This window comes from Mycobacterium sp. 1245801.1 (genome assembly GCF_001673055.1).
Lineage (GTDB): Bacteria > Actinomycetota > Actinomycetes > Mycobacteriales > Mycobacteriaceae > Mycobacterium > Mycobacterium europaeum_A.
Genome location: NZ_LZKY01000131.1, coordinates 1 through 21565 on the forward strand (window position 1 = coordinate 1; position 21565 = coordinate 21565).

Genomic DNA, 21565 nt, shown 5'->3' on the forward strand with positions numbered 1-21565 from the left:
GCACCAGCTGCAGCAGCTGCACGGCGAATTCCACATCGCGCAGCCCGCCGCTGCCCAGCTTGATCTCGCGGCCGCGGCGACGACTCGCTGCACGTGGCGTCGACGGTGGACGCGCTGGCCGCGCTGGGTCAGGGCGGCTACATCGGACGCGAGGACGCGGCCAACCTGACCGCCTCCTACGAGTTCCTCCGGCTGCTCGAGCACCGGTTGCAGCTGCAGCGGCTCAAGCGCACCCACCTGCTGCCCGAGGCCGACGACGAGGAAGCGGTGCGTTGGCTGGCGCGGGCCGCCCACATCCGGCCGGACGGACGCCACGACGCCGCCGGGGTGCTGCGCGAGGAGCTGCGACACCAGAACCTGCGGGTCTCCCAGCTGCACGCCAAGCTCTTCTATCAGCCGCTGCTGGAATCCATCGGCCCGGCCGGGCTGGAGATCGCGCACGGCATGACCTCCGAAGCCGCCGAGCGCCAGCTGGCCGCGCTGGGCTACGAGGGACCGCAGACCGCGCTGAAGCACATGTCGGCCCTGGTCAACCTCAGCGGCCGGCGCGGGCGGGTGCAGTCGGTGCTGCTGCCCCGGCTGCTGAACTGGATGTCGTACGCGCCCGACCCCGACGGCGGGCTGTTGGCCTACCGGCGGCTGTCCGAGGCGCTGTCCGGCGAGAGCTGGTACCTGGCCACGCTGCGCGACAAGCCCGCGGTGGCCCGCCGGCTCATGCACGTGCTGGGCACCTCCGCGTACGTGCCGGACCTGCTGATGCGCGCCCCGCGGGTGATTCAGGACTACGGCGACGGGCCGTCGGGCCCCAGGCTGCTCGACGCCGAGCCCGCCGCGGTGGCCCGCGCGCTGGTCGCCTCGGCCAGTCGCTACTCCGACCCGGTCCGGGCCATAGCCGGCGCGCGCACCCTGCGGCGCCGCGAGCTGGCCCGCATCGCCTCGGCCGACCTGCTCGGCATGCTCGAGGTCACCGACGTCTGCGCGGCGCTGACCTCGGTGTGGGTGGCGGTGCTGCAGGCCGCGCTGGAGGCGATGATCCGGGCCAACCTGCCGGTGAGCGGCAGGGCGCCGGCGGCCATCGCGGTCATCGGCATGGGCCGGCTCGGAGGCGCCGAGTTGGGTTACGGCTCCGACGCCGACGTGATGTTCGTCTGCGAGCCGACGCCCGGAGTCGAGGATTCCGCGGCGGTGCGCTGGGCGAACGGCGTCGCCGAGCAGGTTCGCGCGTTGCTGGGCACGCCCAGCGTCGACCCGCCGCTGGAGGTCGACGCCAACCTGCGGCCCGAGGGCCGCCAGGGCCCGCTGGTGCGCACCCTGGCCTCCTACGCCGCCTACTACGAGCAGTGGGCGCAGCCGTGGGAGATCCAGGCGTTGCTGCGGGCGCACGCGGTCGCCGGCGACGCGGAGCTGGGGCAGCGGTTCCTGCTGATGGCCGACAAGACCCGTTATCCGCCCAACGGGGTGTCCACCGAGGCAATGCAGGAGATCCGGCGCATCAAGGCCCGCGTCGATTCCGAGCGGCTGCCGCGCGGCGCGGACCCCAACACCCACACCAAGCTGGGCCGCGGGGGACTGGCCGACATCGAATGGACCGTGCAGCTGCTGCAACTGCGGCACGCGCACGAGATCCCCGCGCTGCACAACACGTCGACGCTGCAGTGCCTGGACGCGATCGCCGCGGCCGAGCTGGTGCCCGCAGACGAGGTCGACCTGTTGCGGCAGGCTTGGCTGACCGCCACCCGGGCCCGCAACGCGCTGGTGCTGGTCCGCGGCAAGCCCACCGACCAGCTGCCCGGGCCCGGACGCCAGCTCAACGCCGTGGCCGTGGCCGCGGGCTGGCCCACCGACGATGGCGGGGAGTTCCTGGACAACTATCTACGGGTGACGCGAAGGGCAAAAGCGGTGGTGCGCAAGGTGTTCGGAAGTTGAGTCAGGAGTCCGGCGCGTTGGACGCCATATTCGAGGTGCTCAGCGCGGCGGAGGCCGATCGCGTGACCGCCCTGTACGCTCCGCTGGCCGATGCGGTCCGTGAGCTCGTCGACGCGACCATCCGCACCGAGGCCGACGACGACGTCGTCGCCGAGGCCCGGCGCACGATCCAGGCCGTCACCGCGTCGCTGCGGCAACGCACCCGGCCGATGGGGGTGAGCTACCGCGTCAACGGTCGCCCGCTGCCGTTGGGCAACGCCGCGATCGGCGTGTGCAATCCCATCGCCCCGCCGATCGTCGTGCACCACGAGGGCGAGGGGCGCTGCTGGAGCCAGTTCACCCTCGGCTCGGCCTACGAGGGTCCGCCCAAACTGGTGCACGGCGGTGTCAGCGCCCTGGTGCTCGACCACATGCTCGGCGAGGCGGCCAGCGAGGGGCTGTCCAAGGCGCGGTTCACCGGAACCATCACCGTGAAATATCTGCGCGGCACCCCGCTCGGTCCGCTGCGCTGTGACGCGTGGGTCGACGGCAAAGAGGGCCGCAAAGTCTTTGCGCGCGGCACCATTTCGGATGCCGCCGGTGTCACCGTCGAGGCCGACGGCGTCTTCATCGAGCCGGCCTGGGCGCAGGAGCTGCAGTGAAGTTCTACATCAGCAGCGCGTTTTTGAACACCCGCGAGATCATCGAGCTGGCCAAGGCGGCCGACGAACTCGGCTACGACGGGATCGGCATACCCGACCACGTCGTCAACCTCGAGACGCTGGACACGCCGTACCCCTACACCAAAGACGGCCAGCGGCGCTGGCAACCCTTCACGGACTGGCCCGACCCCTGGGTGCTGGTGGGTGCGCTGGCTCAGGTCACCACGCGGTTGCGGTTCGTCAACACCGTCTACATTCCCGCCATGCGCAACCCCTTCTCGGCGGCCAAAGCCATTGGCACCGCCGCGGTTCTGGCGTCCGGCCGGGTGGAGCTGGGCATCGGGGTGGGCTGGTGCCGCGAGGAATTCGCTCTGATGGGTGAGCCATTCGAGGCCCGCGGCAAGCGCACCGACGAGATCATCGAGCTGATGCGGGCGCTGTGGTCGCCGGGCTGGACGGAGTTCGACGGCGCGTTCTTTTCCGCGCCCCGCCTCGAGATGCAACCCACCCCGCCGCCGATCCCGGTGTATGTCGGCGGCCTGTCCGATGTCGCGCTGCGCCGCGCCGCCCGCAACGACGGCTGGATCGGCGATTTGATCAAGACCGAGCGGGCCATCGAGGCGGTCGGGCGGCTGCGGGAATTGCGCGCCGAAAACGGTTTGACCATGGACGATTTCACCATCCTGACACCGCTGACCGACGCTTTCACCACCGCGGACTACCGGCGGGTCGAGGATGCCGGCATCACCGGCATCATCACGATGCCGTGGATGTTCTATGCCGGGCCCGACGCCAGCCTGGACGACAAGATCGACGGCATGCAACGCTTCCGCAAGGACCTCGCGCTCGACGGCTGAATCACACCTAATTCGGCGCCCGGGGCCACCTAAACGGTGGCGCGGGCGGGCTCGCGCGGCTCGGCATCGCTTATCTTTCCGGGGAATAGTTGCCCCGAACGGAGTCGGAGATGCGCGCCACTGTCTGCGTTGCGGCCGCGGCCGTCGCGGTGGTGACGGCGGCGTGCGGTGGTTCACCGTATGTGGGCCTCTCGACGGTCACGTCCAGGCCCCACCCCACGACGGTCACGAGCCCGGTCTCGCACGCGAGCGCGGCCGCCGCCGACGCCTACTTGCGGTCGCTGGTCCCGACGCCGGCGACCGCGAAGAGGACCGACGGCCCCGATCCCATTCATGACGGCGGCATCCGTCTGCACTTCTTCGTCAACGGAGCGCCGGCCGAGGTGCTGAGCGCCTACAAGACCGCGCTTCTCGACGGGCACTGGACGCTGATCGTCGACAGTTCGAGCGATGGCAGGACGACGTATACCGCCAGGAACGGCAACACATTCGGGGTCTTCACCGCAGGAAGTTTCGGCGGTGCGACGGACATCGACGCCTGCGCGTGGCCGTCGGCGCCCGCCGACAAGGACTGCGCGCGCCGCGGATAACAGCCGAGGCGGCAAAATGCGAAACCACCCGCGCGGCAATCTCCACGCGGGTGGTTTCGCCGCGCCGACTTAGGCGACGTAGCTGATAGTCGATCGGTTCCCTCTGGAGCAGCTCGGTTTTAACGGCGGAACCGATCGGGTAGATAGCTCGCGTGGGGGGAGATCACCGGATGAATCGATGGCAGACAGCTCAGGCCGTGGAGTTCACCCGAGCTTTGCGCGCCCAGCTGGCCGAGATGAACAGCAAAATCGCCTGGATCGAGCGGCAGAGTGCAAGGGCCAGTAACGCCCGCGCAGGCGCATTGCGGATGGAAGCAACGACGCTGCGCCGACATGTCAGGGAGGCTGAAGCGCTCATCGCTTCGCTGGACCAGAAGTATCTCGGTCGACAAGCCGGTCGTCCATCTCAGCGAAGGTTGCCGCCGAGGCCGGGCGCCTCGCCAAGAGCCCAACTGGTTGATCTTTAATAACGGCATCAGCACTTCGAGGTCGCCGTAAGAATGGGGACGGAGCGGTCCCTCGCCGTGTCTGTGTGACCTCGGACACATCGTGACCTAGTTTTATCGGTATCGCCATACCATATTCTCCTACCAGATTGGTTCTAGTGAGATGAGGATGGCGGCCGTGGAATCGTGGCGAGACGAACTTTCAAAGCTTCGGGATGTTGTTCGAGGGCCGGTCTTCACGGAAGATGACACGGCTTACGGCAGCGAAGTGGCGGTGTTCAACACGGCGGTCCGCCACCGGCCCGCGGTCGTGGTGGGCGCCGCCGATGCGGCAGACGTCTCCGAGGCGGTGAGGTTCGCGGTCGAGCACGGTCTGTATGTTGCCGTCCTCAATACCGGCCATGGACCGACGGTGCCCGCCGACGCGGATACTCTGATGATCACAACCAGCCGAATGTCGGGCCTATTCATCGACGTCGAAAACCGTTGCGCGCGGGTCGAAGCCGGAGTTCAGTTCGGACAGCTGGTCGACGCCGCCGCGAAGTATGGGCTGGCTCCACTGCCGGGGTCATCGCCGGGAGTGGGTGTGGTCGGCTACACCCTTGGCGGCGGGGCGAGTGCGACGATGGGGCGCAAGTACGGCTGGGCGGCCGACCACGTCACTGACATCGACGTGGTCACCGCGGATGCCCAATTGCATTGCGTATCAATGGCGTCCGAACCCGATCTCTTCAGTGCGCTGCTGGGTGGAAAATGCAATTTCGGTGTGGTGGTCGCGATGAAGTTCGCGTTGTTCCCAGTGACATCGTTGTACGCCGGTGCGCTCTTCTACTCGGGCGAACACGCCGGGCGCGTGCTGGAGGCCTTCCGTGAGCTCACCGCGTCAGCACCCGATGAGTTGACGATGGGATTGGCGCTGCTCAATCTGCCTCCCTTGCCCGGCCTTCCGCCCTTCATGCAGGGTGGGTTGACCGTATCGGTGCGGGTCTCATATGTCGGTGATGAGCGCGTCGGTGCCCGGCTGATCGACCCGCTGCGTCGGGCGGCTCCGGTGCTGGCGGACGGTGTCGCCAGCATCCCCTACGCGCAGTTCGCCACCATCAGCAACGATCCAACCGATCCCGCGCCCGCGGTCGAGCATTTCGCGCTGCTTCGAGAACTGGGCCAGGACACCGTCGACGCCATCGTCGACGTGGTGGGCCCCGGATCCGGCAGCGCTATCAATATGGTCGACATACGGCATTTGCAAGGGGCTTTCAGCAGACCCGCGCCTTTCCCGAACGCGGTGGGCGCGCGGGACGCCGCTTATGCCATATTCGCCCTGACCGTCGTCCCGCCCGGCCAGGAAGTGGCAGACTACCGTGACTCGGGCCGCGAACTTCTTGCGGCGCTTGATCCTTGGCTGCACAATATGGCGAATCCAAGCTTCGTCGGCCCGGCGGACACGCCCGAGGACCGTACCCGCCGGGCCTATGCGCCCGACGTCTACGAAGAGCTGCGGACGGTTAAGGCGAAGTACGACCCGCGCAACACCTTCCGCCTCAACCACAACATCCCACCGCGCGTCGCTGTCTGAGACCACGCATCGACACCGTTCACCGGGGTTGCCCAACGCCGGTATTTCCGTACCATATTGAAATGCCTGGTGAACGCCGTGCCCGCCGAGCCGGCGGCGCGCGCCGCGTCGCGGCCGTCGAAACCGCCGCCGCGGTGCTGGCGGAGCGGGGCTATGAAAATACCCGCTTCGCCGATGTCGCGGCGGCCAGTGGCGTCGCCATCAGCACGCTGCAGAACTATTTCGGCTCACGCGAGGACATGCTCATCGAGGCGATGCGGCACGCCACGGAGATGGAGGTTGCCGCGTTCGAGGCGGTGGCCGACGCCGAAACCGATCCCTGGAATCGCCTGGTGGCGATGATAGATCGCAACCTGAACACTCCGTTGCGCAACCATCAGCTGCTCATCGAATTCTGGCGCTCCGGCATTCGCGACGCGGAATTGCGCGACTACGGCGAAGAAGGCTGGTCGCGCTACCGCGCGCCGTTCGTGCGCACCGTCATCGAGGGGCGCGACGCAGGTGTGTTCGCGCCGGTGATCTCGCCCGAAGACGTCGTCGATTTGTTGTTCGCCACGCTCGTCGGAGCAATGATTCCCCGCGTGCTGCGTTTTCCGAACCCGTCGGCGGATCGCTTTCGGACCTCATTGCTTCGGCAGCTCGCCGCGATGCTGGGCAGAACCGGATACCAGTAGGCCACCCGGCCTGCGATCGTGGAGCCGATCGCCGACCGGGTGGCCGTCGTTGGTTGTCGACGTCTTTAGACGTCGTAGTACAGCGCGAATTCGTAAGGGTGCGGCCGGATTTGGACCGGCAGGATCTCGTTTTCGCGCTTGAAGTTGATCCACGTCTCGATGAGGTCGGGCGTGAACACGCCGCCCTCGGTGAGGTATTCGTGGTCTTCTTCGAGCCGGTCGATCACCGCGGACAGCTGGGTGGGCGCCTGCGGGATGTTGGCGGCCTCCTCAGGCGGCAGCTCGTAGAGGTCCTTGTCGACCGGGGCCTGCGGCTCGATCTTGTTCTTGATGCCGTCCAGGCCGGCCATCAACATGGCCGAGAACGCCAGGTACGGGTTGCCCGACGAGTCGGGGCAGCGGAACTCGAGACGCTTGGCCTTCGGGTTGGTGCCGGTGATCGGGATGCGGACACACGCCGACCGGTTGCGCTGGCTGTAGACCAGGTTGATCGGGGCCTCGTAGCCGGGTACCAGGCGCTTGTAGGAGTTCACCGTGGGGTTGGTGAACGCCAGCAGCGACGGTGCGTGGTGCAGCAGGCCGCCGATGTAGTGGCGGGCGGTGTCCGACAGGCCGGCGTAACCGGTCTCGTCGTACATCAGCGGGCTGCCGTCCTTCCACAGCGACTGGTGGGTGTGCATGCCGGAGCCGTTGTCACCGAACAGCGGCTTGGGCATGAACGTCACGGTCTTGCCGTTCTGCCACGCCGTGTTCTTGACGATGTACTTGTAGAGCATCATGTCGTCGGCCGCGTGCAGCAGCGTGTTGAACTTGTAGTTGATCTCGGCCTGGCCGCCGGTGCCCACCTCGTGGTGGCCCTTCTCCAGGCTGAAGCCGGCGGTGATCAGGTTGGTCAGCATCTTGTCGCGCAGGTCGACGTAGTGGTCGACGGGGGCGACGGGGAAGTAGCCACCCTTGGGGCGCACCTTGTAGCCGCGGTTGGGGCTGCCGTCGAGCTCGTTGGGCGAACCGGTGTTCCACCAGCCCGAGATCGCGTCGATCTCGTAGAACGAGCCGTTGGTGCGCGAGTCGAAGCTCACCGAGTCGAAGATGTAGAACTCCGCCTCGGCGCCGAAGTAGGCGGTGTCGGCCACGCCCGTGCTGATCAGGTAGTTCTCGGCCTTGCGGGCGATGTTGCGCGGGTCGCGCGAGTACGGCTCGAGGGTGAAGGGGTCGTGCACGAAGAAGTTGAGGTTCAGCGTCTTGGCTTCACGGAACAGGTCGATCTGCGCGGTCGCCGGGTCGGGGAGGAGCAGCATGTCGGATTCGTGAATGGATTGGAATCCGCGAATCGACGAACCGTCGAAGGCTAAACCATCCTCAAAAACGCTCTCGTCGAAGAATGAAATCGGAATTGTGAAGTGCTGCATGATGCCGGGCAGGTCACAAAACCGGACGTCGACAAATTCGACGTTCTCGTCCTTGGCGAGTTTGAAGACGTCGTCGGGCGTCTTGTCCGTCACAGAGTGCTCCTTTACTTGGTGAGATCCGCGGCCTGACGCTATGGAGCAGATGTTGCCCGTCAGTCAACCCGATGTTGCGCGCACGTTACGTGACCATGCCACACGCTAAAAGTGGCCACTTGGGCGGCGGGTTCTATTGTGGGGCCATGGATCGCAAGATCGTATCTTTTCTGGTGACCGGGCGCACCGTCTGCCCTCCTTACCAGGCCGTCCCGTCGGGTTATTCGGACCGCGGTCCGCGCCGATGATGGCCGAATCGCGATCCGCATATCCGGGCGAAAAGCTGGGCCTGCCGGAAAGTGGCCCGGGATCGCTGGCGCCGATGGGCCGCCGCCTGGGCGCGCTGATGATCGACTGGTTGATCGCCTACGGGCTGGCCGGGCTGGCCATGCGCTTCAACTTGTTCTCCCAACCGGTGCTGGCCACCGCGGTGTTGGTGATCTGGTTCGTGCTCGGCGTGCTCTTCGTGCGGTTGTTCGGGTTCACCCCAGGCCAGCTCGCGCTTCGCCTGCAGGTGGTCACGTTGGACGGACGCGACCTGGTCGGCCTTGGCCGGGCGGTGGTGCGGGGAGTGCTGGTCGGGACGGTCGTCCCGGCGCTGTTCACCGACTTCGACGGCCGGGGCATGCAGGATCGGCTGACCGCGACGGCCGTGGTGCGACGCTGACCTGAGGAGCCGACCGGGCTGACCGGGCTGAGCTGATGGCGGCGACCCGCCGCGCCCGGCTTCGCCGCGCTTGCGATCGCCGCTGACCTGATGGCGGCGACCCGCCGCGCCCGGCTTCGCCGCGCTTGCGATCGCCGCTGACCTGGTGGCGGCGACCCGCCGCGCCCGGCTTCGCCGCGCTTGCGATCGCCGCTGACCTGGTAGCGGCGACCCGCCGCGCCCGGCTTCGCCGCGCTTGCGATCGCCGCTACCGGCGGCGGACGGTGCGCTGCACCCCGCGCATCTTGCCCGCGTTGGGCAGCGGCCCCTTGGGCATGACGGCCGCGCCGGCGCGCGACCCCAACGCGGCCAGCCGCGACTCCAGCGTGTCCATCTGCTTGACGGTGATGTTGGCCGGTAGCCGGGTGAGATGGCGCTCGAGCTTGGCCAGGGGCACCTCGTCCTCGCCGTTGCCGACGATGATGTCGTAGATCGGCACGTCGCCGATCAGGCGGGCGGTGCGCTTCTTCTCCTGCGCCAGCAGCGGTCGCACCCGCGTCGACGTCCCCTCGCCGACCAGGATGACGCCGGGCCGGCCGATGACGCGGTGCACGGCGTCGAAGTGCCCGGTCGCGGCCACCCCGGGGGTCACCCGCCACTTGCCGCGCAGGTTGTCCAAAGCCCATGCGGCGGCCCCGGTTTGACCCTCGGCCTTCCGGTAGACCGACTTCTGGGCGCGGCGACCGAACACGATGAAGGCGACCAGCCCGCCCAGCACCACGCCCAGCGGGATGAGGGTGATCATCGTCAGCCCGCCGGCCCACAGTCCGACCGCCACCGAGATGCCCACGATCAGCACGAAGGCGCCGATCATGTACGGCAGGAGGCGCTTGTCCTCCTGGCGCTGAAGGTTGAACGCCTGCCACAACTGGGTGCGGCGCTCCCGCGCGGCGGCCTTGCGGGCGGCCTGCGCCTGCGCTCGGGCGGCCTTGTTCTGCGCGGCGTTGCGGGATTTAGCCATAGTCAAAGAATACGTAGGGCCGCTATGGGGCAGACGCCGCCACCGGGCGCCGGCGGCGTCAGGCGCGGCTGCGGGCCGCCTGCTCGTAGAGCCGACCCGCGCGATACGACGAGCGCACCAGCGGTCCGGCCAGCACCCCGGCGAAGCCCAGCTCCTCGGCGTGCCGGGCGAACTCGACGAATTCCTCCGGCTTCACCCAGCGCTCGACGGGGTGGTGGCGCGCCGACGGGCGCAGGTACTGGGTGATGGTGATGATGTCGCAGCCCGCGTCGTGCAGGTCGGCCAGGGCAGTGCGCACCTCGTCGGGGGTCTCGCCCATGCCGAGGATGAGGTTGCTCTTGGTGACCAGCCCGGCCTCGCGCGCCGCGGTCAGCACGCCGAGGCTGCGCTGGTAGGTGAAGGCGGGTCGGATCCGCTTGAAGATGCGCGGCACCGTTTCCACGTTGTGCGCCAACACTTCCGGGCGTGATTCGAACACCTCCGCAAGCCGGGTGGGCTCGCCGTTGAAGTCGGGGATCAACAGCTCCACGCCGGTCGAGGGGTTGAGTTCCTTGATGGCGCGCACCGTCTCGGCGTACAGCCAGGCTCCGCCGTCGGGCAGGTCATCGCGGGCCACCCCGGTGACCGTGGCGTAGCGCAGCCCCATGGTGCGTACGCTGTCGGCGACCCGCCTCGGCTCGTCGCGGTCCAGGGCGGCGGGCTTACCGGTGTCGATCTGGCAGAAGTCGCAGCGGCGGGTGCACTGGTCGCCGCCGATCAGGAAGGTGGCCTCGCGGTCCTCCCAGCACTCGAAGATGTTGGGGCAGCCGGCCTCCTCGCAGACCGTGTGCAGCCCCTCGCGCCGGACCAGGCTCTTGAGCTGGGTGTACTCCGGGCCCATCTTGGCCCGCACCCGGATCCACGGCGGTTTGCGCTCGATCGGGGTCTCGGCGTTGCGCACTTCCAGGCGCAGCAGTTTGCGTCCTTCCGGTGCGACAGTCACAGCGCCGATGCTACGCGCGCGGCCGCCGCGTGGTCCTGCACCGGCAGCACCCCGTCTAGGGCGTCGCACACCGCGTCGGCGACCGCGGTCTGCACGTCCTCGACCGACACCGGGCGGCGCAGCTCGGCCGACAACGACGTCACACCGGCGTCGCTGATGCCGCACGGCACGATGGCGCCGAACGCGTCCAGGTCGCAGTCGCAGTTGAGCGCGAACCCGTGCAGGGTGGTCGCGCGCGACACCCGCACGCCGATGGCGGCAACCTTGCGGTCGGGGCGGCCGTCGGTGCCCGGCACCCACACCCCGGACCGGCCCGGCACCCGGACCGCGTCCACGCCTAGGTCGGCGCAGACCTTGAGCAGCGCCTCTTCCAGCCGCCGCACGTAGTTCACCACGTCGAGCGGTTCGGCCAGGCCGATGATCGGATACCCGACCAGCTGGCCCGGGCCGTGCCAGGTGATCTTGCCGCCGCGGTCGGTGTCGACGACGGGAGTGCCGTCTACCGGCCGTTCGTGCGGTTCGGTGCGCCGGCCCGCCGTGTAGACCGCGGGGTGCTCGAGGAGCAGCAGCGTGTCGTTGCCGCCGGCCACCCGGGCGTCGGCCAGATCGCGTTGCTGCTGCCAGGCCACGCGGTAGTCGACGATGCCGAGCGGGCGGACGTCGATCAGGGCCTGGCTGGACCGGATGGAATCGATCACGTTCGCGACGGTACTCGGCTCGGGCCGGACGGACCGAGTCCGGTGGCGCTAGTCGTGGTCGCGGCTGGCGGTGGCGTAGGCGAGGGCCTCGCCCACGGTGTTGTGGTGGAAGACGAAACCGGCGCGCTCCAGCGCGGACGGGATGGCCCGCTGCCCGGTCAGCAGCCCCTCGTCGGCGAACTCGCCCAGCGCGGCCCGGATGGCAAAACCGGGCACCATCAACGGCGTTGGGCGATTGACGGCCCGCCCGAACGCGGTGGTGAATTCGGCGTTGGTGACCGGCGCGGGACCGGTCATGTTCACCGGGCCCGACAGGTCGGGGTTGAAGATTGCGAACAACAGCGCGCGCACTTCGTCTTCCAGGGTGATCCATGACATGTATTGCCGTCCGCCGCCCAGCCGGGCGCCGAGCCCGGCGCGGAACAACGGCCGCAGCCGGCCCAGCACGCCGCCCGCGGGGGAGAACACCAGCCCGGTGCGGGCCAGCACCACCCGGGCGCCGCCGTACTGGGCCGGCAGCGTGGCGGCCTCCCAGTCCTCACACAGCCGCGCCAGGAAACCCGTTCCCGCACGGTCGTTTTCGTCGACCACGCGGTCCTTGGTGTTGCCGTAGAAGCCGACCGCGCTGGCGTTGACCAGGGTCGCCACCCCCGCGTCGGCGACGGCGTGCGCCAGCACCTCGGTGGGGGCGATGCGGCTGTCGCGCAGGCTCTGCTTGAAGGCGCCCGACCATCGCCGCTTGCCGATATTGACGCCGCACAGGTTGACGACGGCGTCGACGCCGGTCAGCGTGTCGGGATCCAAATCGCCGCTCTCGGGATTCCAGTGCAGCTCATCGGCATTCGCCGGTGCGCGGCGCACGATGCGCAACACCCGGTGATCGGCCGCGCGCAGGGCCGCGGCCAGGGCCGAACCGATCAGGCCGGACGAACCCGCAATAGCGATGAGGGCCTGCTGGCCGGCGCGAGCCACGTTCGATTGTCCTTCGTTACAGGCCGAGGTCGGCCTCGAACGCGCCCTCTTCGAGACGGTGCTTGATGGTGGTGAGGAAGCGGCCGGCGTCTGCGCCGTCGATCAGCCGGTGGTCATAGGTCAGTGGCAGATAGCAGATCGAGCGGACACCGATGGATTCGTTGCCGAACTCGTCGACGATCACCCGCGGCCGCTTGACGATGGCGCCGGTGCCCAGCATGGCGGCCTGCGGCGGAACCAGGATGGGGGTGTCGAACAGCGCGCCCTGGCTGCCGATGTTGGTGATCGTGAAGGTGCCGCCGGACAGCTCGTCGGGTTTGAGGTTGCCCGAGCGGGCGCGCGCGGCGATGTCGGCGATCGCCCGGGCCAGCCCGGCCAGCGACAGGTCGCCGGCGTTGTGCACGACGGGGGAGAGCAGACCCTGTTCGGTGTCGACCGCGAAGCCGAGGTGCTCGGCGTCGTAGTAGGTGATCTCCTTGGTGTCCTCGTTGTAGCTCGCGTTGACGTTGGGGTGGATCTTCAGCGCGTCGATCACCGCCCGGGCGATGAACGGCAGGAAGGTCAGGTTCACGCCCTCGCGCTCGGCGAACGCCGCCTTGGCCCTGGCCCGCAACCCCACCAGCTTGGTCATGTCGACCTCGTGGGTCTGGGTGAGTTGCGCTGTGGCCTGCAGGGATTCGCGGGTTTTGTTCGCGGTGATCTGACGGATCCGGCTGGCCTTCTGGGTGGTGCCCCGCAGGTGCGCCATCGCCGGCGCCGGGCTCGGCGCCGCAGCGGCCTTGGGCGCCGCGGGGGCGGCGGGGGCCTGCGCGGCGGGAGCCGCCACGGCCGGGGGCGGCGCCTTCTTCGCCTCGGCCGCGGCCAGCACGTCCTGCTTGCGGATGCGCCCGCCGACCCCGGTGCCGGTGATCGAGTTCAGGTCGATGTTGTTCTCGGCGGCCAGCTTTCGCACCAGCGGCGTCACATACGGCGCGCCGTCACCACCCGGGCTTGCCGGCTGAGTTGCCGGTTGGGCCTGCGCCGGTTGAGGTTTGGGCTGCGGCGCGGGTTCAGGCTTGGGTTGCGGCTTAGGCTGCGCCTGGGGCTGGGGCGCCGGTTCGGGGTTGGGCTCGGGCTGGGGCGCGGGCGGCGGCTGGGGAGCGGCGGGTGCCGCCGGCGCGGCGGCCTCGGCACCGGCGCCGACGCGGGCGAGCTCGCCACCGACGGGCACCGTGGCGTCTTCCTCGGCGGTGATGCTGATCAGGACACCGGCGACCGGCGAGGGGATCTCGGTGTCGACCTTGTCGGTGGACACTTCGACCAACGCGTCGTCGACCTGGACCGAGTCACCGACGCGCTTGAGCCAGCGGGTCACGGTGCCCTCGGTCACCGACTCGCCGAGCTCGGGCATCAGCACCGGGGTCGCGTCGCCGCCGCCGGAACTCTGCTGGGCGGGCGCGGGCTCCGGCTGGGCCTGAGCCTGGGGCTCGGGCTCCGGCGCGGGCTCCGGCTGGGGCTCCGGCTGCGCTTGGGGCTCCGGCTGGCTCGGCGCCTGCGAGTCGCCGCCCGCCCCGCCGCCTTCGGCGGCGTCGCCGATGACGGCCAGCTCGCCGCCCACCTCAACGGTGTCGTCCTCCTGGGCGACAATCTTGGTCAGCACACCCGCGGCCGGCGAGGGGATCTCGGTGTCGACCTTGTCCGTCGACACCTCAACGAGCGGTTCGTCGAGCTCGACCGTGTCGCCCTCCTGCTTGAGCCAGCGGGTGACCGTCCCCTCGGTGACGCTCTCACCGAGTGCCGGCATCTGGACGGAGAAGGCCATCGTTTCTGACTCCTCGATCGCTCGTGGGTCGGGGCGGGTCGATCAGCTCGCGTGTGGAAGGCGAAGTCGCAATCCAAAACTATCCTGTCACTGCGCCGTCGTCGGCACACATCCAGGGCAGATACCCCGCGCCGGGCGGGTGACACCGATCACGCTTGCTACGGTGTGGCCAGTCCAGCCAGAGCGGGGAGGTCGGAGATGCCGCCAACACCACAACTACCCCAACACTTCGTCGACAGCGCCGACGGCGCCCGCATCGCGGTCTACGAAGAGGGCAACCCCGAGGGCCCCACCGTCGTGCTGGTGCACGGCTTCCCCGACTCGCACGTGCTGTGGGACGGGGTCGTCCCGCTGCTGGCCGAGCGGTTCCGCATCATCCGCTACGACAACCGCGGCGTCGGGATGTCCTCGGCGCCCAAGCCGGTGTCCGCCTACAGCATGGACCGCTTCGCCGACGACTTCGCCGCGGTGACCGGCGAGCTGAGCCCCGGCCGGCCCGTGCACGTGCTCGCCCACGACTGGGGCTCGGTGGGCATCTGGCACTACCTGAAGCGCCCCGGCGCCAGTGACCGGGTCGCCACGTTCACGTCGGTGTCCGGACCCGCTCAGGACCAACTGGTCGATTACATCTTCAGCGGGCTGCGGGCGCCCTGGAAGCCGCGCACCTTTATCCGGGCGATCAGCCAGGCGCTGCGGCTGAGCTACATGATCTTGTTCTCGATCCCGGTGCTCGCGCCGTTGTTCCTGCGGCTGACCCTGTCGGTCCCGGCGCTGCGCCGCAACGCCGTCGACAACATCCACGTCGAGCGGATCCACCATTCCGACAAACTGGCCGCCGATGCCGCCCGGTCGGTGAAAACCTATCCCGCCAACTACTTTCGCTCCTTCTCCGGTCGCAAGCAGGGCGTCGCGGTCATCGACGTGCCGGTGCAGCTCATCGTCAACACCAAAGACAAGTACGTGCGGCCCTACGGCTACGACCACACCCCGCGCTTCGTGCCGCGGCTGTGGCGCCGCGACATCCAGGCCGGTCACTTCTCGCCGATGTCGCACCCGCAGGTGATGGCTGCGGCGGTGCACGAGTTCGCCGACCAGGCCGAGGGCAAGCAGCCCAGCCGCGCGCTGCTGCGCGCGCAGGTGGGGCGGCCCCGTGGGGCGTTCGGCGACACCCTGGTGTCGGTCACCGGTGCCGGCAGCGGCATCGGCCGCGAGACCGCGTTCGCCTTCGCGCGAGAAGGCGCCGAGCTGGTCATCAGCGACATCGACGAGGCGGCCGTCAAGGCCACCGCGGCCGAGATCGCCACTCGCGGCGGCGTCGCGCACGCCTACGTGCTCGACGTGTCCGACGCGCAGGCGGTGGAGTCGTTTGCCGAGCGGGTCAGCGGCGAGCACGGCGTCCCGGACATCGTCGTCAACAACGCCGGCATCGGACAGGCGGGCGGCTTCCTGGACACCCCGCCCGAGCAGTTCGACCGGGTGCTCGACGTCAACCTGGGCGGTGTGGTCAACGGGTGCCGGGCGTTCGCGCGGCGGATGGTGGAGCGCGGCACCGGCGGCTACATCGTCAACGTGTCGTCGATGGCGGCCTACGCGCCGCTGCAGTCGCTGAGCGCCTACTGCACGTCGAAGGCGGCGACCTTCATGTTCTCCGACTGCCTGCGCGCCGAACTCGACGCCGCCGGGGTGGGCCTGACCACCATCTGCCCCGGCGTCATCGACACCAACATCATCAACACCACGCGGTTCGACGCGCCCGCCGGCAAGCAGGCCGACGCCGTCGACGGTCGCCGCGGCCAGCTGGGCAAGATGTTCGCGCTGCGGCGTTACGGCCCCGACAAGGTCGCCAACGCGATCCTGTCGTCGGTCCAGAAGAAGAAACCGATTCGCCCGGTGGCGCCGGAAGCCTATGCGCTGTACGGGCTTTCGCGGGTCGCGCCGCAAGGGCTGCGCAACGCCGCGCGCATCCGGGTGATCTGAGCCGCGCTAAGCGCCCGTCGCCGCCCCGCGGCGTCCGGTCAGCAACGTCGCTCCGATTGCGATGACCCCCAGCACGGCCAGCGGTATCGCCCATGCGCGCCGGCTGCCCACCGACGACTGGCACTGCGCGACGTAGTCGGTGTGCGGGACGATCTGGTTCAGGATCGGGATATTCGCCCCACTGCTGTTGTTCGCGCTGCGGGCCGCGGAAAGGTCCGTCGCCACGGCGTTTCCGCAGCCGACCGAGTGGCCGTTGCTGTCGGAAACCGACACCGGCGCCAGCAGGCCGATGATTCCGGCCAACAACAGCACGGCGCCCACGCCGATGATCAACCGTCGCACCGTCATGGTCTCGCCTTTCGTCGCGGGGATTTCGACCGCTAGGGAGATTAGCCGCAGGCATGCGCCGGTAAACCCGGCGTTGACGCCGAATAACCCGGCGATTGCCGGGTATCCGGCCGCGGTAACGCAAGACATGAAGGGGTGTGCACGTGATCACTGCAACGCGCGAGGTGCCGGAGTCGTGTGAGCGGATATGGGAGGTGCTCGCCCAGGGCTGGACCTACACCCAGTGGGTGGTGGGCAACAGCCGGATGCGCGCCGTCGATCCGAATTGGCCGGAACCCGGCTCCTCGATCAAGCACTCGATCGGGATCTGGCCGTTGGTGATCAACGACGCCACCATCGTGGAGGAGTGTGAACCCCCGCACAAGCTGGTGCTGTGCGCTCGCCTGGGCCCGCTGGGCGCCGCGCGAATCACCATGCTGCTGCACGAGATTCCGGGCGGGTGCCGGGTCGAGATGATCGAGGTTCCCGTGCAGGGCCCAATGGCGGCCGTTCCCGATTCCGTCGCGTTGGCCGCGGCGTACCCGCGCAATAAGGAGTGCCTGTGGCGGCTGGCGGCGCTGGCCGAGCGCCTGGAGCCGAGCCAGGTGAAGTGACCGTGCGCGACACCGCCGACGCCGTCGTGATCGGGGCGGGACACCACGGGCTGGTGGCGGCGTCGATGCTGGCCGACGCGGGTTGGGACGTGCTGGTGCTGGAAGCCCAGCCCGAGCCCGGCGGCGCGGTGCGCAGCGCCGAGCTGACACCGGGCTACATCACCGACTTGTTCAGCTCCTACTACCCGATGACGGTGGCGTCTCCGGCGATGGCGGCGCTGCAGCTGGAGGACCACGGGCTGCGGTGGTCGCACGCGCCGACGGTGGTTGGCCACCCGCGCAACGCCGCCGACGACGACCCGCCCATCGTGTATCACGATCCCGCCCAGACCGCGGAGGAGTTCGAGCGTCGTACGCCGGGCGACGGCGACAATTGGCTACGCATCGTTGCGTTGTGGGACGAGGTGAAAAGGCCGCTGCTCGAAGCGATCCTGTCGCCGTTCCCGCCGATGCGCCCGCTGCTGACCCTGTTGCGCAAACTCGGGACGTCGGATGCGCTGCGACTGGCCAACCTGTTGGTGCAGCCCGCCAACGCCATGGCCGACCAGTTGTTCGACGGTGATGCGCCGCGAGTCATGTTGCTGGGCAACGCTTTACACGCTGATATCCCGCTGGATGCGCCGGGTAGCGGTGTCATGGGGCTGCTGATGACCATGCTCGCCCAGGACTGCGGTTGGCCGGTTCCCGTCGGAGGTTCGGGCCAGTTGACGGCGGCGCTGGTCAAGCGCGCCCACTCGGCGGGGGCGCAGATCGAGTGCAACCAGGACGTCGCTCGCATTCAGGTGCAGGGCGGCCGGGCGACCGGTGTCAGCACCACCGACGGGCGAACCGTTCGCGCGCGTCGCGCGGTGATCGCGGATGTCACCGCCCCGCGGCTGTTCTGCCACATGCTGCCGCCGGATGCGGTGTCGCCGGGGTTGCTGCGGGATCTCAAACACTTCGTCTGGGATCCGCCGGTAGTCAAGGTCAACTATGCGCTCGATGCCCCGATCCCGTGGCATGCCAAGAACCTGCGCGACGTCGGCACCGTTCATCTGGGCGCCGACGGGCACGGCCTGATTCGTTGGATGGCCGACGTGAACACGCGCACAGTGCCCGAACATCCGTTCATGCTGCTGGGCCAGACCACCACTGCCGACCCGACCCGATCGCCGGATGGCACCGAAAGTGTCTGGGCCTACACGCATCTGCCGCGCGGCGTGCATGACGATGCTTCGGCGGAGCGGGTTGCCGCGTCGATGGATCGCGTGATCGAAGAACACGCGCCCGGGTTCGGTGACCATGTCGTCGGACGCTTTCTGCAACGCCCGTCGGACCTGGAGGCTCACGACGCTAATCTGCACCACGGCGCGGTCAATGGGGGCACGTCGCAACTGCAGCAGATGCTGATCTTCCGACCGGCGCCCGGCATGGGCCGGGCCGAAACACCGGTCGAGCGGCTGTATCTGGGCAGCGCGTCGGCGACACCGGGCGGCTCGGTGCACGGGGCATGCGGGCGCAACGCCGCCAACGCCGCGCTGGCCGCCGACGGCGCGACCGGCTGGCCGCGCCGCAAACTCGGGCGCGCCGTGCTCAAAAGGCTTATTCCCTAGCCGTTTTCGGCGATGTCCTCCAGTACCGCGAACATGGTCCGCGTCGGCACGCCGGTGGAACCCTTCGGCGAGTAGCCCCACGGACTGCCGGTGTTGTAGGCCGGGCCGGCCACATCGATGTGCGCCCAACTCACGCCGTCGGCGACGAACTCGCGCAGGAACACCCCGGCCACCAGCATCCCGGCGAAGCGCTGCCCGCTGATGTTGGACAGGTCGGCCACGCCTGACTTCAGATCTTCCTTGAGTTCGTCGGGCAGCGGCATCGGCCAGCCGTTCTCGCCCACCCGCTGCGAGATCGCCGCCACGCGGTCGCGGAACTCGTCGCTGCCCATCACCCCGGGGATCCGGGCGCCCAGCGCCACCGTCTGCGCGCCGGTCAGCGTGGACGTCTCGATCAGGTAGTCGGGGTCGTCCTCGCAGGCCCGCACGATCGCGTCGGCAAGGATGAGCCGGCCCTCGGCGTCGGTGTTCTGCACCTCGACCGTGATTCCGCCGTACTGCGTCAGCACGTCGCCCGGGCGCTGCGCGGTGGCCGACGGCATGTTCTCGGCCATCGGCACCGTGGCGATCACGTCGATCGGCAGGCGCAACTGTGCGGCCAGCGCGACGGTCGCGATCACCGCGGCGGCACCGCCCATGTCCGAGGTCATGTGGTGCATCCCCGCCGCCGGCTTGATCGAGATGCCGCCGGTGTCGAACGTGACGCCTTTGCCGACCAGCGCCACCTTCTTGGCTTGCTTGGACCGCTTGGCCAGCTTCGAACCGCGGTGGATCAGGCGCACCAGCCGCGGCGGGCGCGACGAGCCCTGCCCGACACCGATGATCCCGCCGTAGCCGCCCTTTTGCAGCGCCTTGTCGTCCAGCACCTCCACCTCGAGACCGACGGATTCACCCAAAGCCCTTGCGCGCTTGGCGAATTCGGCGGGAAAGAGGTGGCTGGGCGGGGTGTTGACGAAGTCGCGGGCGGTGGCGACGGCGGTGGCGACGGCGGCGCCGTGCGCGGCGTCGTTCTTGGCGTCCTTGGCCCCTTTAGTTTCCGAGGCGAGCACCGTGATCTTGCGCAGCCCTTGGTCTTTGGGTGCGGTCTTCTCGCTGCGAAACTCGGTGAACCGGTAGCTGCCCAGGATCAGGCCCTCGACGGCGGCCGCGGCGATGCCCTCGCCGGGCAGCTCGGCCAGCGTGGTGAGCACCGACTCGGTCTTGCCCAGCGAACGCGCGGCCACGCCCGCGGCGCGACGGATGGTGTCGGCCGGCCATTCGGACCGCGGTTTGCCCAGGCCGACGGTCAGCACGCTGGACACCGGCAGCGATCCCACCACCAGCCGGTGCACCTGTTCGGCGCCGCCGGTGGCCTCCAGCGCCCGCAGACCCGATTCGATCTCGGCCACCGCGTCGGAGGACAGGAACGGCTCGGCGGCCGCGACGGCCGCGCCCGGCTTGTCGTCCTCACCGGTCGACACGACGGGCACGATCAGCACGGTCGACGCGGCCGCGCGCCGTGGCAGCGAGGAGGCGACACTTACAGCGGGGGAGGCGTAACCGGGTTCTGTGCTCATCCGCATCACCCTAACGGTCCGGCCGTCATCGCTGATTAGGGTGAAGAGTCGTGAGCGATGCAGCCGAGGTTTTGCACGGACCGTTGGAAGAGCGTCACCGAAGCTTGGGCGCCAGTTTCGCCGAGTTCGGCGGCTGGCTGATGCCGGTGTCGTATGCCGGCACCGTCAGCGAGCACAACGCGACGCGCAACGCGGTCGGCCTCTTCGACGTCAGCCACCTGGGCAAGGCGCTGATCCGCGGGCCGGGGGCCGCGCAGTTCGTCAACTCCGCGCTGACCAACGACCTGGGCCGTATCGGTCCGGGCAAGGCGCAATACACGTTGTGCTGCACCGAATCCGGCGGCGTCATCGACGACCTGATCGCCTACTACGTCGACGACGACGAGATCTTCCTGGTGCCCAACGCCGCCAACACCGCCGCCGTGGTCGAGGCGCTCCAAGCCGCCGCACCGAGCGGGCTGACCATCACCAACGAGCACCGGTCCTTCGCGGTGCTGGCCGTGCAGGGGCCCCGCTCGGCCGAGGTGCTCGGCCGGCTGGGCCTGCCCACCGACATGGATTACATGGCCTACGCCGACACGTCGTTCTCCGGCGTGCCGGTGCGGGTGTGCCGCACCGGCTACACCGGCGAGCACGGCTACGAGCTGCTGCCGCCGTGGGAATCCGCGGGTGTGGTGTTCGACGCCCTGGCCGAGGCGGTCGGCGCCGCCGGCGGTGAGCCGGCCGGTTTAGGCGCCCGCGACACCCTGCGCACCGAGATGGGCTACCCGCTGCACGGCCACGAACTGGCCCTGGACATCTCCCCGCTGCAGGCCCGCTGCGGGTGGGCGATCGGCTGGAAGAAGGACGCGTTCTTCGGCCGCGAGGCCCTGCTGGCCGAGAAGGAGGCGGGCCCGCGCCGGCTGCTGCGCGGGCTGCGGATGGTGGGCCGCGGCGTGCTGCGTGCCGGGCTGACGGTGCTCGCGGGCGACACCCCGGTGGGGGTCACCACGTCGGGCACGTTCTCCCCGACGCTGCAGGCCGGCATCGCGCTGGCGCTCATTGACACCGACGCCGGCGTCGAGGACGGTCAACAGGTCACCGTCGACGTCCGGGGTCGTCCCGCCGCGTGCGAGGTCGTGCGCCCGCCCTTCGTCGCGGTGAAAACGCGCTAGCGGCGCCGCGTGC

Annotated in this window: 19 protein-coding genes and 2 pseudogenes; 12 read left to right on the top strand and 9 right to left on the bottom strand. The window is 69.1% G+C overall.

All coding sequences use genetic code 11. The annotated features are described in order from the left end of the window. A pseudogene (locus tag A5622_RS27960) lies at positions 1-76 on the bottom strand (hypothetical protein); the annotation flags it as partial. On the opposite strand from A5622_RS27960, the pseudogene A5622_RS07660 reads away from it, so the two are divergent. The 7 genes and pseudogenes from A5622_RS07660 to A5622_RS07685 all read left to right on the top strand — a co-directional run. Further along, a pseudogene (locus A5622_RS07660) lies at positions 73-1926 on the top strand (bifunctional [glutamine synthetase] adenylyltransferase/[glutamine synthetase]-adenylyl-L-tyrosine phosphorylase); the annotation flags it as partial. The pseudogenes A5622_RS27960 and A5622_RS07660 sit on opposite strands and share 4 nt — an antisense overlap. Beyond that, the gene (locus tag A5622_RS07665) at positions 1923-2567 is read left to right on the top strand and encodes a PaaI family thioesterase (RefSeq protein ID WP_066877685.1); all 645 of its coding nucleotides are present in this window, start codon (positions 1923-1925) and stop codon (positions 2565-2567) included. The pseudogene A5622_RS07660 and the gene A5622_RS07665, both read left to right, overlap by 4 nt. Continuing rightward, positions 2564-3424: a TIGR03619 family F420-dependent LLM class oxidoreductase gene (locus A5622_RS07670; protein ID WP_066862804.1), complete on the top strand. Its 861-nt coding sequence runs from the start codon at positions 2564-2566 to the stop codon at positions 3422-3424. The genes A5622_RS07665 and A5622_RS07670 overlap by 4 nt, the downstream gene beginning before the upstream one ends. Positions 3425-3534: 110 nt before the next feature. Further along, on the top strand, positions 3535-4014 hold the full coding sequence (locus tag A5622_RS07675; RefSeq protein WP_066877687.1) for a hypothetical protein: 480 nt from the start codon (positions 3535-3537) through the stop codon (positions 4012-4014). Positions 4015-4184: 170 nt separating this feature from the next. After that, positions 4185-4481 carry a hypothetical protein gene (locus tag A5622_RS28995; RefSeq protein ID WP_156752878.1) on the top strand — a complete coding sequence of 99 codons (297 nt, stop codon included), beginning with the start codon at positions 4185-4187 and terminating at the stop codon, positions 4479-4481. Between the two features lie 148 nt (positions 4482-4629). Next, positions 4630-6036, top strand: a complete 1407-nt coding sequence (locus A5622_RS07680) for an FAD-binding oxidoreductase (RefSeq protein WP_197507968.1) — start codon at positions 4630-4632, stop codon at positions 6034-6036. A gap of 62 nt (positions 6037-6098) precedes the next feature. Beyond that, the gene (locus A5622_RS07685; RefSeq protein WP_066877691.1) at positions 6099-6710 is read left to right on the top strand and encodes a TetR/AcrR family transcriptional regulator; all 612 of its coding nucleotides are present in this window, start codon (positions 6099-6101) and stop codon (positions 6708-6710) included. 65 nt (positions 6711-6775) lie between these two features. Here the strand turns inward: A5622_RS07685 and glnA are convergent, their stop codons facing one another. Next, complete coding sequence (glnA, locus tag A5622_RS07690; RefSeq protein WP_066877693.1) at positions 6776-8212, bottom strand: type I glutamate--ammonia ligase; 1437 nt, start codon at positions 8210-8212, stop codon at positions 6776-6778. A gap of 244 nt (positions 8213-8456) precedes the next feature. On the opposite strand from glnA, the gene A5622_RS07695 reads away from it, so the two are divergent. Beyond that, the gene (locus tag A5622_RS07695) at positions 8457-8879 is read left to right on the top strand and encodes an RDD family protein (RefSeq protein WP_066877695.1); all 423 of its coding nucleotides are present in this window, start codon (positions 8457-8459) and stop codon (positions 8877-8879) included. 247 nt (positions 8880-9126) lie between these two features. On the opposite strand, the gene A5622_RS07700 is transcribed toward A5622_RS07695, so the two are convergent. From A5622_RS07700 to sucB, 5 genes are read right to left on the bottom strand one after another with little or no spacing between them, the layout of a single operon-like run. Then, positions 9127-9879, bottom strand: coding sequence for a DUF4191 domain-containing protein (locus A5622_RS07700; protein WP_066877696.1), 753 nt, complete (start codon positions 9877-9879; stop codon positions 9127-9129). Between the two features lie 58 nt (positions 9880-9937). Then, positions 9938-10861, bottom strand: coding sequence for a lipoyl synthase (lipA, locus tag A5622_RS07705; RefSeq protein ID WP_066862653.1), 924 nt, complete (start codon positions 10859-10861; stop codon positions 9938-9940). Next, positions 10858-11559: a lipoyl(octanoyl) transferase LipB gene (lipB, locus tag A5622_RS07710; protein ID WP_066862658.1), complete on the bottom strand. Its 702-nt coding sequence runs from the start codon at positions 11557-11559 to the stop codon at positions 10858-10860. The genes lipA and lipB overlap by 4 nt, the downstream gene beginning before the upstream one ends. A 48-nt stretch (positions 11560-11607) precedes the next feature. Further along, on the bottom strand, positions 11608-12531 hold the full coding sequence (locus tag A5622_RS07715; RefSeq protein ID WP_066877697.1) for a TIGR01777 family oxidoreductase: 924 nt from the start codon (positions 12529-12531) through the stop codon (positions 11608-11610). Positions 12532-12547: 16 nt separating this feature from the next. After that, on the bottom strand, positions 12548-14332 hold the full coding sequence (sucB, locus tag A5622_RS07720; protein ID WP_066877699.1) for a 2-oxoglutarate dehydrogenase, E2 component, dihydrolipoamide succinyltransferase: 1785 nt from the start codon (positions 14330-14332) through the stop codon (positions 12548-12550). A 198-nt stretch (positions 14333-14530) separates the two neighbouring features. Here sucB and A5622_RS07725 point away from each other — a divergent pair, with 198 nt between their 5' ends. Beyond that, on the top strand, positions 14531-16309 hold the full coding sequence (locus A5622_RS07725) for an SDR family oxidoreductase (protein WP_066877701.1): 1779 nt from the start codon (positions 14531-14533) through the stop codon (positions 16307-16309). A gap of 6 nt (positions 16310-16315) precedes the next feature. Here the strand turns inward: A5622_RS07725 and A5622_RS07730 are convergent, their stop codons facing one another. Beyond that, on the bottom strand, positions 16316-16657 hold the full coding sequence (locus tag A5622_RS07730; protein WP_066877703.1) for an aminopeptidase: 342 nt from the start codon (positions 16655-16657) through the stop codon (positions 16316-16318). Positions 16658-16800: 143 nt separating this feature from the next. On the opposite strand from A5622_RS07730, the gene A5622_RS07735 reads away from it, so the two are divergent. Together A5622_RS07735 and A5622_RS07740 are read left to right on the top strand one after the other, a co-directional pair. Beyond that, complete coding sequence (locus A5622_RS07735) at positions 16801-17250, top strand: hypothetical protein (protein ID WP_066877718.1); 450 nt, start codon at positions 16801-16803, stop codon at positions 17248-17250. Next, complete coding sequence (locus A5622_RS07740) at positions 17247-18842, top strand: NAD(P)/FAD-dependent oxidoreductase (protein WP_066877705.1); 1596 nt, start codon at positions 17247-17249, stop codon at positions 18840-18842. The genes A5622_RS07735 and A5622_RS07740 overlap by 4 nt, the downstream gene beginning before the upstream one ends. Here the strand turns inward: A5622_RS07740 and A5622_RS07745 are convergent. Then, on the bottom strand, positions 18839-20398 hold the full coding sequence (locus A5622_RS07745) for a leucyl aminopeptidase (protein WP_066877707.1): 1560 nt from the start codon (positions 20396-20398) through the stop codon (positions 18839-18841). The genes A5622_RS07740 and A5622_RS07745 overlap by 4 nt on opposite strands. A gap of 50 nt (positions 20399-20448) precedes the next feature. On the opposite strand from A5622_RS07745, the gene gcvT reads away from it, so the two are divergent. Next, on the top strand, positions 20449-21552 hold the full coding sequence (gene gcvT, locus A5622_RS07750; protein WP_066877709.1) for a glycine cleavage system aminomethyltransferase GcvT: 1104 nt from the start codon (positions 20449-20451) through the stop codon (positions 21550-21552). The last annotated feature ends 13 nt before the right edge of the window (positions 21553-21565 follow it).

Bases quoted from the DNA above. Each gene is read 5' to 3' on its own strand.
- A5622_RS07675 (WP_066877687.1), top strand. From the start codon at position 3,535: ATGCGCGCCACTGTCTGCGTTGCGGCCGCGGCCGTCGCGGTGGTGACG.
- A5622_RS28995 (WP_156752878.1), top strand. From the start codon at position 4,185: ATGAATCGATGGCAGACAGCTCAGGCCGTGGAGTTCACCCGAGCTTTG.
- A5622_RS07680 (WP_197507968.1), top strand. From the start codon at position 4,630: ATGGCGGCCGTGGAATCGTGGCGAGACGAACTTTCAAAGCTTCGGGAT.
- A5622_RS07685 (WP_066877691.1), top strand. From the start codon at position 6,099: ATGCCTGGTGAACGCCGTGCCCGCCGAGCCGGCGGCGCGCGCCGCGTC.
- A5622_RS07695 (WP_066877695.1), top strand. From the start codon at position 8,457: ATGATGGCCGAATCGCGATCCGCATATCCGGGCGAAAAGCTGGGCCTG.
- A5622_RS07700 (WP_066877696.1), bottom strand. From the start codon at position 9,879: ATGGCTAAATCCCGCAACGCCGCGCAGAACAAGGCCGCCCGAGCGCAG.
- sucB (WP_066877699.1), bottom strand. From the start codon at position 14,332: ATGGCCTTCTCCGTCCAGATGCCGGCACTCGGTGAGAGCGTCACCGAG.
- A5622_RS07725 (WP_066877701.1), top strand. From the start codon at position 14,531: ATGCCGCCAACACCACAACTACCCCAACACTTCGTCGACAGCGCCGAC.
- A5622_RS07730 (WP_066877703.1), bottom strand. From the start codon at position 16,657: ATGACGGTGCGACGGTTGATCATCGGCGTGGGCGCCGTGCTGTTGTTG.
- A5622_RS07745 (WP_066877707.1), bottom strand. From the start codon at position 20,398: ATGAGCACAGAACCCGGTTACGCCTCCCCCGCTGTAAGTGTCGCCTCC.